The organism is Gordonia sp. NPDC058843, from assembly GCF_042743165.1.
Classification (GTDB): Bacteria; Actinomycetota; Actinomycetes; order Mycobacteriales; family Mycobacteriaceae; genus Gordonia.
In genome coordinates, this window is sequence record NZ_JBHYNC010000005.1 from 119442 (window position 1) to 133513 (window position 14072).

The following is a 14072-nucleotide window of genomic DNA, read 5'->3' on the forward strand; positions in this document are numbered from 1 at the left end:
CGCGCCGGGTGTTGAGCCGCTCGGGTCGAGTTGAGTGCGCCGACGATGGACATTCCCGCCGCCCGTGCCTCATTGACAAGGCCTGCTCAGAATCGTCCGTGGGGCCGAGTCTCGCTGTGATGGCGGCGCGGGATGCAGGTGGGCATCTGGGTGGCGTCCCGGACGGCAGTCATCGGGTAGTCGGACGCGTGGATGACCCCCTTGAACTGGATTCTCACTGCGGCGTAAAGCGATTCAACGGTGAAATGGGGCAGGCGATGCTCGCGACGACAGTCCTGGCCTTGGTGGAACCTCGTTCATGGCAATCCAGATGGCTTCAGCGATGAGTCCATCTCGCGTCGCCATCTCACTCATATGAGTCTCTGCGAATCAACTGCGGTCGAGAACATTGGCGGACGAATCGGGCAGGCGCTTGCGTTTGCGAATCCACTCCGCTCCGCAGACTTCGTCGCGTGGTGCGCTCGGGGTGGCGATGATGGCGAGCCATGGTGGCACTGGACAAGGCGCGCGGGTCGGATATGCTGTGTCTCAGTTTTTAACGGCAAATCAGAAAGAAGGTCGACATGGTCGCGGATCACCTGCTGTACGACGTCGAGGACGGCGTCGCGACCATCACCCTCAATCGGCCCGAGCAGTTCAACGCCGTGACGACTGAGATGATCGCGGATCTCGTCCGGCTTTTCGACCGGACAGACGAGGACGACGATGTGCGAGCCGTCATCGTGACCGGGAGTGGCCGCGCCTTCTGCGCCGGGGCTGACCTCGCAGGCGGCGAGGGGGCGTTCGACTTCGCCGGCGGCGAAACGCAGGGCTCCGAGGAGTACCTGCACCGCGACTCGGGTGGAATGTTCACCCTTCGCGTCCTCCGCTCGGTCAAGCCGGTGATCGCAGCGATCAATGGTCATGCCGTCGGGTTCGGAGCGTCAATGACACTCCCCATGGACTTTCGCGTTGTCGCAGATGATGCGAAGCTCGGGTTCGTTTTCGGGTCGCGAGGAATCGTGACGGACGGTGCAGCGAGCTGGTTTCTGCCCAAGATTGTTGGCCTGCCGCGTGCGCTGGATTGGTGTTTGACAGGTCGCGTCTTCGGGCCCAACGAGGCTCTCGAGGCCGGATTGGTCCGCAGCCTGCACCCCGCCGACCAAGTACTGGAGGCGGCCCGAGGCATCGCCCGCAGTATCGCCGAAGGAGTGGCCCCCATGTCGGCGGTGTTCATGCGCCAACTGCTCTGGCAGAACGCTGGTGCGGAGACGCCCATGTCGGCGCACCGTGTCGAGTCGAAGGCGCTCTCCGTGACCGGGCGCGGAACGGACGCGCGTGAGGGCGTGCGGGCCTTCATCGAGAAGCGGCCACCGCAGTGGTCGCAACGCTTCACCCAGGACGCTCCGTCCTGGTTCCCGTGGGTTGATGAAGAGCGGTTCGAGCAGTAGCTCCTCGAATCGAAGAGAGTCGCCCAGCGGGGCGGCTGTGGCGAGGCCGCCGCCGGGAGCAGAGCGAGCGCGATAGACGGAATGACGAAAGTGGAATGGAGAGGGATGATGAGGGTCTTCGAAGGGTTGGGTGAGCTCGGAGCCGCTGGAGGGACCGATCTCGGGGCGACAGCGTGGGTGACGGTCGAGCAGGATCGAATCGACGGCTTTGCCGACGTGACGGGCGATCGGCAGTGGATCCACGTCGACACGGAGCGCGCAGCGGACGGCCCCTTCGGATCCACGATCGCGCACGGGTTCCTCACGCTTTCCCTGCTGCCGGTGTTTCTGGGCTCGCTGTACCGCGTCGATGGGATACGGATGGCAGTCAATGTCGGGCTCAACAAGGTGCGTTTCCTTCAGCCGGTGCCGGTGGGCTCCCGCCTGCGGGGCGTTGCGTCCATCTCCAGCACAGTGGTGTTGGACGGTGCAGTGCAGGTGGTCTTCAACACGACCATCGAGATCGAGGGTTCGGAGAAGCCCGCTGCCGTGGCAGAGTCGATCATTCGGTACCTCAACTGAGGACACCTAGAGAGCAGCGCGCGATCCTGGCCCGACCGACATTTCGAGATGATCGGGTGGCCCCGACACGTTGATTTTTTCGACCAATCTTGCGCCTCGCGTGCTCGCCCCGGCCCGGGCGACTTTCAGCGTGCCGCTCGGCGGCGGCAGAGAGGCTCCCCAGGGTGATTGTTCATTGGGTGGTTCACTGCCATCTCACGAAAGGATTGGGCGCGATGAAATCATCTGAAGAACTCATCGATTTCGCATTGCGATGGCAGCCATATGGGGGTGGTGACGATGAGATATTCATAACTTTCGGCATCATGCCGTCGGCGTTCTATCTGCGTGTCATCGAGATTCTTCGCACTCAACCGGAGTTAGCCGGTAGTGACCTACCGCAGCTCGAAGACTTGTGTCGCCGGAAGGTGAGAGGGGCCAAGCGATTCGGGATTTGAGCTATCCTCGTACGCCCTCTGAAAGCTACTGCGAACGTCGCTACGCGACACGCATTTGATCTCATCTGGTTCCGACGAAGTCCTTGTACAGCCTCCGCACGGGGAAAAGGTTCCGCAATCGCCCTGGACGCCGCGGACATCGGAGGGCGCCTGCCCACTCGACGAAACAGGACGCCCAGTCAACGAGAAAGAACGCACAGTCGACGGAGCCGGGTTGCCTCGACCGATCAGCGGGATCGTGCCGCTTTGACTCGATTCAGTCTGCGCGACTGACGGACCGTCCATACTCGGTCAATGAGAACTCGCACGACCACGGTGGTCGTCCGCAGCGTGTACGGCACTGCCGCCGTCGAGTGGTTCCTGATCATCGCGATCGCGACGATCATCGTCACTCGGTTGTACCTGCAGCTCACCGGGTATCCGCAGATCGGTGGCGGAACGCTGCACATCGCGCACGCGCTGTGGGGCGGGGCACTGATGATGTTGGCGCTCATCACCGGATGGCTGTTCCTCGGGGCGACCCCGCGGATCGTCGCCATCGTGTTGGGCGGTGTGGGTTTCGGCCTGTTCCTCGACGAGGTCGGCAAATTCGTCACCCGCACCAACGACTACTTCTATGGCCCATCGGCGGAGATCATGTACGTGCTCGTCGTGATGATCCTGCTGATCAGCCGCGTCGTCCGAGATGTGAAGCGGCCCACCGGTGCCGAAGCGCTCGCCAATGCGGCCGTCATCGCGGCCGACGGTGTCGCGCACGGGCTTCCGGATCGACGCCGACGCCAGGCCGAGGAGTTCCTGGTGGTCGCCGCAGACAAGGGCCTCGACGCCGAGACGATAGGTCACATCCGGGCGCTTCTCGAGTCGAGCGAGGGCACCCCGGACCGGTTGATGCGGCTCCGGGACCGCGCGGTGGCATTGATCCCCGACTTCTTCCGAAGCCCTCGGTGGATCCCGATCGTCGGCTGGGGGCTGGTCGTGGCATCCGCGCTCACCATCGTCGTCGGCGTCCTGAGCTTCTACTTCACCGGCGACCGCGCCGAGGAACTCGACATCTACATCGAGCTCACGGGCAGTGCACCCGCCACGTGGATTCTGCTGGTCAGCGGCATCGTGACCCTGGGCCTGGCGTTCCCGGCGATGGTCGCGCGCCGACGCGGTGTCGAGCCGAGCGGGCCGCTGCGAGGCCTGCGCATAGCGGCGCTGGTGTTCATGCTGTCGAACGCTCTCGTCGACTTCGCGCTCGAAGGGTTCGGCGCCCTGTTCAACCTCGCGCTCGGGCTGTTCGCACTCAGCATCGTGAGCTATCACCTCACGCAGGCGGTCACGTTCGACGACGGACATGATCAACTGAGGGTGTGACTCATCTCGATCGGACTGTGGCCGCTGCGCGTGTGGAAGGCTTCGACCGTCGCACCGCAGACATCCCGGACGCCCGGGCCGCCTCGGTCGTCCTCGCGGTGGCCGAGAAAGACGGACGTCAGGGGATCTGGCTCTGTAAACGACCCCCGACTATGCGCCGCCACGCCGCCCAGTTCGCACTGCCGGGCGGTCGGCTCGACCCGGGCGAGGACCATGTCACCGCCGGCCTGCGGGAACTCGACGAGGAGCTCGGCATCCAACTGCCCACGAGTTCGGTGCTCGGGGCGCTCGACGACTATCCGACGCGATCGGGTTTCGTCATCACCCCGATCGTCTGCTGGGCCGAGGAGTACCAGGAACCGACGCCCAACCCCGACGAGGTGGCGCTGCTGTTCTTCGTGACCTTCGAGGAGCTGCTCGTCGAACCGCGGTTCCTCACGATCCCGCAGTCGGATCTGCCGGTCATCCAGCTGCCCATCGTCGGGTCCCTCGTCCACGCACCCACGGCCGCGGTGATCTATCAGTTCGCCGAGGTGGTCCTGCGAGATCGGCCGACGCGGGTCGACGGCTTCGAGCAGCCGGTGTTCGCCTGGAAGTGAGGGGTCAGCCGGCGGCGAGCCGCTGCTCGGCTCGACGCAGATAGGGGCGGGCCCCGGTGTCGCGAGCCACTCGGACGGCATCGAGGAGATCGGCGGTGCCATCCATCCCGACGACCTGCCGGGCGGTTCCCCGATAGAGGGTCGCCGGTCCCAGGCACACGAGCCCGGGCCACTGCACCACCAGGCCGGATGACCAGTCGGCGGTGAACGGCTCGACTCGTCTACAGATCTCACCCGCCGCGTCGCGGCGACCGGGATCGCGGGAGATCGCGTACAGCGTCTCGATGAGCAGCGGAACACGCGCGACCACTCGCGAACCCGTCCATCGGTCGGCGTCCGCGGTGAGCTCGGTCGCGAGATCGAGGGCACGGTCGAGGTCGCCGCTCTCCGCGGCGCCGAGCGCGATCACCAGGGCGAAGTCCTCGTCGACCTCTTCCACCAGTGCGTCGAAGGGCGGCAGGGCCGAAGCGAGGTCACCCCGATGCCACGCTGCGATCGAGGCACTGGTCGCCATCGACGATTCGGCGAGAAGTCGTGCACGGTCGGACAGTTCGCCGACCGTCGCCGCGAACCGCTCGGTCAGGGTGGTGCTGGTTTCATGATCGCCGCGCAGCAGCGCGATCATCACCTGCCACCACAACTGCATCGTCTCCGCATCCGTGCCGCCGTCGCGTCCGGCGAGCCGGGTGAACTCGGTGGACACGCGTCGAGCCAGACGGAGGTCCCCTGCTTCCAGCGCGCACACACGCTGCAGATGAAGTGCGGTGAAACGCTTCTGCGCGTCACCCGCCGACAGTTCGTACAGTTCTCGCGCGATCTTGCGTCGATCTGCGAGACGGTCGGGGACCCACCGGAGGAGAAAGTCGGCGAGCGCGATCTCGAAATCCGCGGCGCCGCCGTCGTGGACGACCCGCGCGGCCCCGAGGTGATCGTCACCGCCCGGTAACCCGAGGACCGTCAACCGTGCCGCCTCCGACGCGTGCAGGCGGGCAAGCACTTCCGGAGTCAACACATCGCCGTGGGTCAGTGCCTCTCGAGCCAGCGCCGCGTCGTCGGTCTGCACGACGCCGTATCCGGACCAGTAACCAGCGACCCCTCGGGGTGTCGACAGCAGTGCGGTCTCGGCAAGCGCGGGCCAGTCCCGCGCCGCCCGGCTCACCGCGGCCGCCGATTCGAAAGATATCGCCGCCGAATCGAAGTCGCCCATGCGCAGCGCGGAGCCACCCGCGATCCGGTGCAGCGCGACGGTCGACGACGAGTCCAACCCCTGGAGGCCGAGTCCTCGTCGTGCCAGATCGAGCGCACGATGGTCAGCCGACGCCGCGAGTGCGCGGGCGGCGGCTCTCGAGCACGCATGGGCGGCGGCGGCCGTCGACTTCTCGTCGACCGCGCACTCGACACGGTGCACCGCCACCGACTCGAGGTCATCGGGACGCGCCGCCTCGAAGGCGGCCGCGAGCCGGGCGTGCGCCTCGATCCTCAGGGGGCTGGTGACGCTCGCAAGCTCGCTCCTCAGGGGGTGGAGAGGGTCGGCCAGCAGGCCGCTGCGACGTGCCTCGTCGATCGCGCCCCGGCCGAGAGCGTAGGCAACCTCGGTGAACACCTCGTCGGGCAGTTCGCCGCCTGCGACGGCCAGGGTGACGACGAGGGCACGGGCATCGGCCGAGAGGTCGTCGAACCGTGCCGAGTACATCGCCCGGGCCGGATGGTCCCGATCCCACGCATCACCTGTCATCGCGGCGGCGCACAACTGTTGCGCCACTGCGGGATTGCCGAGCGACGCAGCGACCAGCGCGTCAGCATCGACGCGTGCGATCCCGCCGACGTCGTCGAGGCGCCGATCGATCAGGGCACGGATGTCGTCGGTGCCGAGTTCGGTGAGACGCAGTTCGGCGACCGGACAGTGCCGGTCCAGTGTCGACCGAAGAATGCGAACCGGCTCGGCATCGGTATCGCGACAGGTGACCAGGACCGTCATCGGCGCCTGCCCGATACCTGCCAGTACCCGTCCTAATACGCGCACGGAGTCGGCGTCGAGCCACTGGGCGTCGTCGAGGAGCAACACCGATCGTCCGTGCTCGGCGACGTCGGACCAGATCCGGGCGGTGAGGTCGGCGACGATCCGCGTCGTCGGAACGGAAACGGGGGATTCGCCGAACAGTTCCTCCAGTCCGCCGAACGTCGGTCCGGGCGGACCGGGGCGGCCGATGAATCGTCGGACCCTCGCACCGTGTCGGTCGACGAGGTGTTCGACAAGCGCTGTCTTCCCGATTCCCGACGGCCCGGCTATGACGACACCGGCGGGGTGGCTCGCACTCGCTCGCCACACCTGTTCGAGGACAACGCGTTCGGGCATCCGCCCGATGAGTTCTCGTGCGGGACGCGGCGGCGATGCGACGGCGGGAGGCGCGACAGCGGGGGAGGGGTCGAGCAACTGACCTTCCAGCGCGATGGTGTCGGGATGTGGATCGAGACCCAGGTCGTCGCGAAGCCCCTGACGGAGCAGCCGCAGTACGTCCAGAGCGTCGACAGTGCGTCCGTCGTCGTGCAGCGCGCGGGCGAGAGTTCGTGCGGCACCCTCTCGGTACGGATGCCGCCGACACAGCGGTGTCAGCAACGCGACCGAACGACGCTGCTCGCCGACTGTGCGCAATGCCTCGGCGGCGGTCTCGGTCAGTTCGGCCCGCATCTCCTCGAGGCGAACGAGTTCAGGAGCGATGTCGGCAATGTCGGCGATCTCCGGCAACGGGTCGCCGCGCCAGAGATCCAGTGCGCGGCACAGCACCTCCGCGCCGGCACGGGGATCGGTCCGGACGAGCTGCAGGCCCTCCTGGCCGAGCTTGTCCAACAGATCGAGGTCGGTGGCCGGCCCGTCGCAGTGCAGCACATACCCCGCCGGCGTGGTGTCGATGCGCACCATTCCGGCCGGACTGAGCGACCGACGAAGACGAGACACGTACCCGTGCAGTGTGCTCACCGCCGACGCCGGCGGACGACCGCGCCACAGGAGTTCCGTCACGCGCTCGGGGGAGCATGCCGTGCGTTCCGCGGTGAGGATGGCCAGCAACTCGGCGTGTTTGCGGGCCGTCATCGTGATCGGCGACCCGTCGGCAGCAGTCACCGACAGCGGACCCAGGACCCGGATCGCCAGATGTGGATCGAAAGCCAACACACGCGCCGTTCGTCGGGCCGCACCAGTCGCGCACAAGGCTAACACCAGCGGCGGGCGTCAGCGTTGCGGTCATGACAATCACCGCACACACCCAAGACCAGAACAACAACGCTGCCGATGTCGATGCGCCCGGGCCGTTCCGCAGCCCGAGTTGGCACGTCCTGCGTCGACTCAGCGGCAGCGCGCTGACGCTCGGCGGGCTCGCCTGCATCGCCGGCGGCACCCTGCATCCCATCGTCGACGGCGAAGCCCACTCGGTCGAGGCGCTGCAGGGGGCGGGTGCGCCGTGGGCGCAGATCCTGCTCGCCATCGGCACGACGCTGCTTCTGCTCGGCCTGCCCGGGATGTATGCCTGGCTGGCGCCACGAATCGGGATCGCCGGACTGATCGGACTCGTCGCCTACGCGATCGGCAATCTCGTGACCGCAACCGGCCACCTCACGGTCGAGCTGTTCGTCGCATACCCGTTCGCGCACGACCCGGAGCGCGCCGCACTCATCGCCACCGACGACTCCATGCTCGGTACCCCGGCCTTCGAGCTCCTCAACACGGTCGGCGGGCTCGTGATGCTGGCCGGGATGGGGATCTTCGGCGCCAGCCTCATCCGCAACCGGGCAGTTCCGCTCTGGATCGGTGTCCTCACCGTCGTCGGCATGGTGGGCTTCATGCTGCCGATCCCCGCGGTCGCCGGCATCTCGGGTTTCATCTACGAGGCGCCGCGCGGCATCGCCATCGCCGCGATCGGAATCCTGATGATTCGTCGGTGATGTAGATCACAGTAGGCGCCGGGATGAAATCGGACCGTGGTCCGGTTAGTGTCTGGTGATGGGTCACGAAGGCCCACGGCCACCATTCGAGACCCGAACCGAAATCCTCTGGAAGGACCACGACATGACCTCCGCAACCACCGTCAAGGCACCCATCCCCGCCGGCACCTGGACCATCGACGCCGTGCACTCGGCAGTCAACTTCTCCGTCAAGCACCTCATGGTCAGCAAGGTTCGCGGCAGCTTCGACACGTTCTCGGGCACCATCACCGTCGACGAGAACGGCACCCCGGCAGTGCAGGCCGAGATCGACGTCACCTCGATCAACACCCGCAACGAGCAGCGCGACGGTCACATCAAGTCCGCCGACTTCTTCGATGCCGAGAAGTTCCCGAAGGCCACCTTCGTGTCCACCGGCGTCCGCCAGAACGGCGACGACTACCTGCTCGACGGTGACTTCAGCCTCAAGGGTGTCACCAAGCCCGTCACGCTCGAGCTCGAGTTCGAGGGCACCAACCCCGGCATGGGCCAGGGCGCCGTCGCCGGCTTCGAGGCGAAGGTCGTCATCAACCGCAAGGACTTCGGCATCGACATCGAGATGCCGCTCGAGGGCGGTGGCGTCGTCGTCGGCGACAAGATCACGATCACGCTCGAAATCGAGGCCCTGCAGGCCTGATCCGCACGATCTCCGAATGGACCGGCACCGGTATGGTGCCGGTCCATCGTCGTCTCGGCGGCTCAACCAGCGTCTGTTCGACCCTCCCTTCGGTAGGCTGCGGAGAACTCCGTCAGCAGGAGAGGCCGATGGAACGACCACGCCGGACCCGTCGTGGTGCGCCGTGGACACGTCTGCGCCGACGCACCGCGGGTTTGCTGTGGGGCGTGTCGACGGTCCCGAGTCCGCGCGGATGGGCCCGGATCGGCCCGCCCATGCGCAGCAAGATCGCCATTCACGCCACTCTCACCGCGATGACGGCAGTCATCGCCAGCAATGCGGTGATCGGCGCCGAGACGTTCCTGCTCGTCCAACTCGCCTTCAACGGCGGCCAACTCACCTTCGACGAGACGCTGGGCGCGCCGAATTTCCCGGTGGTCGTCGGCGCGATCGTGGTCGGCATCCTCACGAATCTGCTGTTGGGGATGCTCGCCGTCCGGCCTCAACTGCGTTGGTTCATCAGCTGCCGACCCGCCGATCATGCCCGGCGGCGCGCAGTGCAGCGCATCCCGATCGTCCAGCTCGGCGTCACGGTCGTCTCCTGGAGCGCGGCCGTGCTGTTCTACGTCCTCATCGCCGAGGAGCTGACGACCGCGACCGTCGCAGGCGTCGCCGTGGCGTTCGCGCTCGCCGGGATGTCGAGTGCTTGTCTCACATATCTGTTCGCCGAGCGCGCCGCGCGGCCCCTGGCGGTCGTCGTCCTCGAGGACTTCCCCACGAACAACGTCATGAACGGTGTGCGCGTGCGGATGCTGGCCGTGTGGGCGGTGAGTTCGGCGGTACCGATGGTCGGTCTGCTGACCGTCAATGCCGGCCGGTGGACCGGTTGGCTGCCCGACGTCCACGGTGCCGTCGACTGGACGACGGTGCTCCTGACCCTTGTCGGGCTTGCCTCCGGAGCCCGGGTCATCGCGCTTGTGGGACAGGCGATCACCGATCCGCTGACCGAGATGCGTCGCGCGGTGCACCGCGTCGACCACGGCGACTACAAGGCACGCGTGCCCGTCTACGACTCGTCGGAACTCGGTGTGCTGCAACACGGTTTCAACCAGATGGTCGAGGGCCTCGCCGAACGTGACCGCATGCGTGAGATCTTCGCGCGACACGTCGGCGATACGGTGGCCGACCTCGCGATCTCCGACGGGATCGGCATGCACGGCACCAACACCCGCGTCGGTGTCCTCTTCGTCGACATCGTCGGCTCGACCGCACTGGCGCAGCAACGCAGTCCCGACGACACCGCCGCACTGCTCAACGCCTTCTTCAGCATCGTCGCCGACGTGGTCGATCAGCACGCCGGTTTTGTGAACAAGTTCGAGGGCGACGCCGCGCTGGCCGTATTCGGCGCACCCGTCGAGATCGACGACCCGGCCGGCGCCGCGCTCGGCGCTGCCCGCGACCTCGCCGACCGCCTTGCCAGCAGCCTCGACATACGCTGGGGGATCGGTGTTTCCTACGGTGAGGCGTTCGCCGGCAACATCGGCGCCGAACGGCGCTACGAGTACACCGTCATCGGCGACCCGGTCAACGAGTGTGCACGGCTGTCCGACATGGCCAAGACCGGGCGCATCCCGGCCCTTGCCAGCGGTGCGGCCATCGAGGCGGCCGGAGACGAAGCCGAGGAATGGAAGCTCCTCGGCACCCGGATCATGCGCGGCAGGTCCGAGCCGACCGCCTTCCATGCGCCGATCCAACTCGTCGAGCGGCTCGGGACGTCGAACAACCTGATCGCGGAGTTGCTGCGGCCCGCCCGCCGCATCGTCGGCGCAAATCCGTTGCGACTGACCACATTCTTCGGTGGATGACGGCGTTCCTGCCCCATCGGGAAGAGATGGATCGTTGACGCCGTCCCAGTGCGTCAATAGCGTGGGCCGCACGGTCCCGGCGACACTGCCGGGCGAGACGACGCATCCCAGGGGGTCGCGATGAGCGGTTGGACTACAGCAGACATGACGGACCAGACAGGCCGGACGTTCGTGGTGACCGGTGCCAACAGCGGTCTGGGGTACCAGACCGCCAAGGCGCTCACGCGCGCCGGCGCAGACGTGGTGCTCGCCTGTCGGAACACGGCGAAAGCCGATGCCGTGGCGTCGGAGCTGGGGCCCAAGGCGACGGTCGCCAAGCTGGATCTCGCCGATCTCGAATCGGTGCGCGCCTTCGCCGCCGGAATCACCGGCGCCGATGTCCTGATCAACAACGCAGGCCTGATGGCGGTGCCGTTCCAACGCACCACCGACGGTTTCGAGATGCAGATCGGCACCAACCATCTCGGGCACTTCGCCCTCACGGCGCTACTGCTGCCGAAGATCAGCGAACGGGTCGTGACCGTGTCGTCGACAGTGCATCAGATCGGCGACATCCAGCTCGACGACCTGAACTGGGAACAGCGCCGCTACCGTCGCTGGCGCGCCTACGGCGACTCCAAGATGGCCAACCTCATGTTCGGCAAGGAACTCGCCGCACGACTGGATGCGGCCGGGTCGTCGAAGAAGTCGCTCATCGCCCATCCCGGTTACGCCTCAACAGAATTGCAGGGTAGAAGCGAGAACTTCACCGACTTCTTCGCGAAGCTGGGCAACAAGCTGCCGATCGCCCAGCCCGCCGCCGACGGCGCCCTGCCGCAGCTCTATGCCGCGACCGTGCCGGATGTGGAGTCCGGAACCTTCTTCGGGCCGACGCAGCTCTTCGGCATGCGGGGTGCACCCGGACGCAGCAGCTACAAGAAGGCCGCCGACGACGCACAGTTCCGGGCGGCGCTGTGGGAGGAATCCGAGCGGCTCACCGGGGAGAAGTTCGACGTCGCAGGCGTCGGCTGACGGTCGGAGTCACCGCGTCGCTCGGTCCCATGATCGGACGAATCACGTTCGAGACAGAGAACTTCGGACGCTGCATGCCCTAGATTTTCGGCATGACTCTCTCGAAACGTTCGTTGCGAATCGTCCTCGCCGGGGCGGCATGTGTAGCCGGCGCGTCTCTCTCCACGATCTCGGCCCCGGCGGCGTCGGCTGAACCCACCGGCTGCGTCGCGGGGGCGGCATTCGTGGTTGCCGCGTCGTACTGCAGTGGCGGCACGGGCGAGCATCGAGTGCACGCCTCATGCCTGGACTCGACCTTGGTCGCAACATTCACCAACGCCCGCGGGCCCTGGCGCGCGCCCGGACAGCTGTCGGTCGTGACGATCGGCGCGCCGACGAATGCCGGTAGTTGCGTACTCCCGGTCTACGCCCTTCCTGAAAAGCGCTGACGCGACTACTGGACGCTGAACGCGATGCTGTTCGACGCGCCCGAGATGGTGTCCGTGACGCGGATGGTGAAGTCGCCTGCGCCCTTGAAGAAGTAGGACTTCACCGCGGTGCAGTCCTGGGTCTTGAACAGTGAGGCCTGCTTGGGGACCTTGGGTCCGGACAGGCGGACCTCCATGCGGCACTCGTTGCCGTCGACGATCGGCCCGGCGTCGATGATCGAGTTCCAGCGCACGCCGAGTCGCGAGTTCTTCGGGTAGGTGTTGGGCACGATCGCCTGGGTCTTGTCGGGCGTGTAGACCCACACATTGATCGACTTGATGCCGTTCGGCGCGCCGGGACGACCGAGCTTGCCGTAATGCGTCACCTTGTCGCCGCCTGACGAACCGAGCGCGGCGCTGCCGGAGTCGAGGCTGCCGCTCGCGCTTCCGAACAGTGTGTCGAGCGGGCTCGCGGTCGCCGGCGCGACCGGCAGGGCCAGGGCGGCGGTGGCGAGCAGGGCGGCGGCGATACGGGTGCGCTTCATGACTTCTCTCGGTCCTCGCGGTTTATAACGAAATGATTAAAGCACGAGGAGCCCCACCGCTGGTTGAGCCGGCACCACCCCCGCTGGTTGAGCCGGCACCACCCCCGCTGGTTGGGCCGTACCACCCCGCTGGTGGGGCCGCACCACCCCCGCTGGTTGGGCCGTACCACCCCGCTGGTTGAGCCGGCACCGAGCGTAGCGAGGAGCCGTGTCGAAGCCACCTGGTGACTGCCCAGATCACCACACCCCGGGTGGCCTCAGCTGAATGCTGATTCGCGCGCCGACGCCACGCGCCTTGGGCACCGCGTGTTCCCAGGTGCGCTGGCAGCTCCCGCCCATGACGAGGAGGTCACCTGACGACAGGGTGAACTTGAGCGACCGCCCGCCACCGCGCGGTCGGAGCATCAGAGGCCGAGGCGCCCCGAGCGAGATGATGGCGACCATCGTGTCATGTGTCGACGCCCGGCCGATTCGGTCACCGTGCCAGGCGACCGAATCATCTCCGTTGCGATAAAGGCTGATCCCGGCTGTCGCGAACCCCTCCGGCAGTTCATCGCGGTAGTGCTCGGTCAGTGCCGCACGTGCCTCGGTGACGATCGGATCGGGGAATCGTTGATCGGCCTGATATATCGAGACGAGTCGCGGTACCTCGACGATCCGTTCGTACATACGACGACGCTCGGCGCGCCAAGGGACTGATTCGTGGAGCCGGTCGAAGAGTACGTCGGCCCCGCCGATCCAACCCGGACACAGATCGACCCACGCCCCCTCTGTCAGTGGACGACGCGTGACCGAGTCCGACAGATCTCCGAGTATCGGCTCCGCAACCTGCTCGGAGAACAAGGAGCCCTGGGTGCCGAGAGACATAGCTGCAGAGTACACCTGAGTAGCACGTGTGTTCGAGTGGTTGAGTGGTTGAGGCTACTGTTGTTGCGGGTCCGAACGCGACAGTTCGGGAAGTAGGTCGAACTTTCCCTTCACGAGTGCGATGCGTTTGGCGCGAGACCAACCGTGTAGTCGGCGTTCGGCCGCGTAGGCCTCGCCGACATGCGGAAACTCCTGCTGGTACACGAGGCGAACCGGTCGTCGAGGACGCGTGTAGCGGGACCCGTTCCCCGACTGATGCTGGTCGAGCCGATGCTCGACGTTGCGGGTGCTGCCGACGTACAGCGTGCCGTCCGAGCATTCGAGGATGTAGAGGTATCCGGGCATGGCGCGACTGTCGCCGATTCCGTCGTTGAGTGGACCGCGGTGTCCACAGGCG

At 66.5% G+C, this 14072-nt stretch carries 13 protein-coding genes; 9 read left to right on the top strand and 4 right to left on the bottom strand.

The annotated features are described in order from the left end of the window. Positions 1-563: 563 nt before the first annotated feature. From ACFW3F_RS05620 to ACFW3F_RS05635, 4 genes are all read left to right on the top strand, one after another. Positions 564-1430, top strand: a complete 867-nt coding sequence (locus ACFW3F_RS05620; RefSeq protein WP_388055151.1) for an enoyl-CoA hydratase-related protein — start codon at positions 564-566, stop codon at positions 1428-1430. Positions 1431-1538: 108 nt separating this feature from the next. Next, positions 1539-1991, top strand: a complete 453-nt coding sequence (locus tag ACFW3F_RS05625; protein WP_388055328.1) for a MaoC family dehydratase — start codon at positions 1539-1541, stop codon at positions 1989-1991. Positions 1992-2743: 752 nt separating this feature from the next. Beyond that, a complete protein-coding gene (locus tag ACFW3F_RS05630) occupies positions 2744-3787 on the top strand; it encodes a hypothetical protein (RefSeq protein ID WP_388055330.1) in 1044 nt (347 codons plus the stop codon). Next, positions 3784-4386: an NUDIX hydrolase gene (locus ACFW3F_RS05635; RefSeq protein WP_388055153.1), complete on the top strand. Its 603-nt coding sequence runs from the start codon at positions 3784-3786 to the stop codon at positions 4384-4386. Before ACFW3F_RS05630 ends, ACFW3F_RS05635 begins: the two co-directional genes overlap by 4 nt. Before the next feature lie 4 nt (positions 4387-4390). On the opposite strand, the gene ACFW3F_RS05640 is transcribed toward ACFW3F_RS05635, so the two are convergent. Next, complete coding sequence (locus ACFW3F_RS05640) at positions 4391-7558, bottom strand: BTAD domain-containing putative transcriptional regulator (RefSeq protein WP_388055155.1); 3168 nt, start codon at positions 7556-7558, stop codon at positions 4391-4393. A gap of 71 nt (positions 7559-7629) precedes the next feature. Here ACFW3F_RS05640 and ACFW3F_RS05645 point away from each other — a divergent pair, with 71 nt between their 5' ends. The 5 genes from ACFW3F_RS05645 (at position 7630) to ACFW3F_RS05665 (ending at position 12284) form a co-directional block, all read left to right on the top strand. Next, a complete protein-coding gene (locus tag ACFW3F_RS05645; protein ID WP_388055157.1) occupies positions 7630-8325 on the top strand; it encodes a hypothetical protein in 696 nt (231 codons plus the stop codon). A 124-nt stretch (positions 8326-8449) separates the two neighbouring features. Continuing rightward, the gene (locus tag ACFW3F_RS05650; RefSeq protein ID WP_388055159.1) at positions 8450-9001 is read left to right on the top strand and encodes a YceI family protein; all 552 of its coding nucleotides are present in this window, start codon (positions 8450-8452) and stop codon (positions 8999-9001) included. Positions 9002-9129: 128 nt separating this feature from the next. Further along, on the top strand, positions 9130-10845 hold the full coding sequence (locus ACFW3F_RS05655; protein WP_388055161.1) for an adenylate/guanylate cyclase domain-containing protein: 1716 nt from the start codon (positions 9130-9132) through the stop codon (positions 10843-10845). 120 nt (positions 10846-10965) lie between these two features. Next, entirely contained in the window at positions 10966-11856 is an 891-nt protein-coding gene (locus ACFW3F_RS05660; protein WP_388055163.1) for an oxidoreductase, read from the top strand. 92 nt (positions 11857-11948) lie between these two features. Beyond that, positions 11949-12284 carry a hypothetical protein gene (locus ACFW3F_RS05665; RefSeq protein ID WP_388055165.1) on the top strand — a complete coding sequence of 112 codons (336 nt, stop codon included), beginning with the start codon at positions 11949-11951 and terminating at the stop codon, positions 12282-12284. A 5-nt stretch (positions 12285-12289) separates the two neighbouring features. On the opposite strand, the gene ACFW3F_RS05670 is transcribed toward ACFW3F_RS05665, so the two are convergent. From ACFW3F_RS05670 to ACFW3F_RS05680, 3 genes are all read right to left on the bottom strand, one after another. Beyond that, positions 12290-12808 (bottom strand): hypothetical protein, encoded by a 519-nt coding sequence (locus ACFW3F_RS05670; protein WP_004020260.1) that lies wholly within the window; start codon positions 12806-12808, stop codon positions 12290-12292. Positions 12809-13045: 237 nt separating this feature from the next. Next, complete coding sequence (locus tag ACFW3F_RS05675) at positions 13046-13675, bottom strand: alpha-ketoglutarate-dependent dioxygenase AlkB (protein ID WP_388055167.1); 630 nt, start codon at positions 13673-13675, stop codon at positions 13046-13048. A 54-nt stretch (positions 13676-13729) separates the two neighbouring features. Next, the gene (locus tag ACFW3F_RS05680; protein ID WP_388055169.1) at positions 13730-14020 is read right to left on the bottom strand and encodes a GIY-YIG nuclease family protein; all 291 of its coding nucleotides are present in this window, start codon (positions 14018-14020) and stop codon (positions 13730-13732) included. Positions 14021-14072 lie beyond the last annotated feature (52 nt).

Excerpts from the sequence above, each read along its gene's own strand:
- ACFW3F_RS05620 (WP_388055151.1), top strand. The coding sequence starts at position 564 with ATGGTCGCGGATCACCTGCTGTACGACGTCGAGGACGGCGTCGCGACC.
- ACFW3F_RS05675 (WP_388055167.1), bottom strand. The coding sequence starts at position 13,675 with ATGTCTCTCGGCACCCAGGGCTCCTTGTTCTCCGAGCAGGTTGCGGAG.
- ACFW3F_RS05665 (WP_388055165.1), top strand. The coding sequence starts at position 11,949 with ATGACTCTCTCGAAACGTTCGTTGCGAATCGTCCTCGCCGGGGCGGCA.
- ACFW3F_RS05655 (WP_388055161.1), top strand. The coding sequence starts at position 9,130 with ATGGAACGACCACGCCGGACCCGTCGTGGTGCGCCGTGGACACGTCTG.
- ACFW3F_RS05645 (WP_388055157.1), top strand. The coding sequence starts at position 7,630 with ATGACAATCACCGCACACACCCAAGACCAGAACAACAACGCTGCCGAT.
- ACFW3F_RS05650 (WP_388055159.1), top strand. The coding sequence starts at position 8,450 with ATGACCTCCGCAACCACCGTCAAGGCACCCATCCCCGCCGGCACCTGG.
- ACFW3F_RS05680 (WP_388055169.1), bottom strand. The coding sequence starts at position 14,020 with ATGCCCGGATACCTCTACATCCTCGAATGCTCGGACGGCACGCTGTAC.
- ACFW3F_RS05670 (WP_004020260.1), bottom strand. The coding sequence starts at position 12,808 with ATGAAGCGCACCCGTATCGCCGCCGCCCTGCTCGCCACCGCCGCCCTG.
- ACFW3F_RS05625 (WP_388055328.1), top strand. The coding sequence starts at position 1,539 with ATGAGGGTCTTCGAAGGGTTGGGTGAGCTCGGAGCCGCTGGAGGGACC.
- ACFW3F_RS05660 (WP_388055163.1), top strand. The coding sequence starts at position 10,966 with ATGAGCGGTTGGACTACAGCAGACATGACGGACCAGACAGGCCGGACG.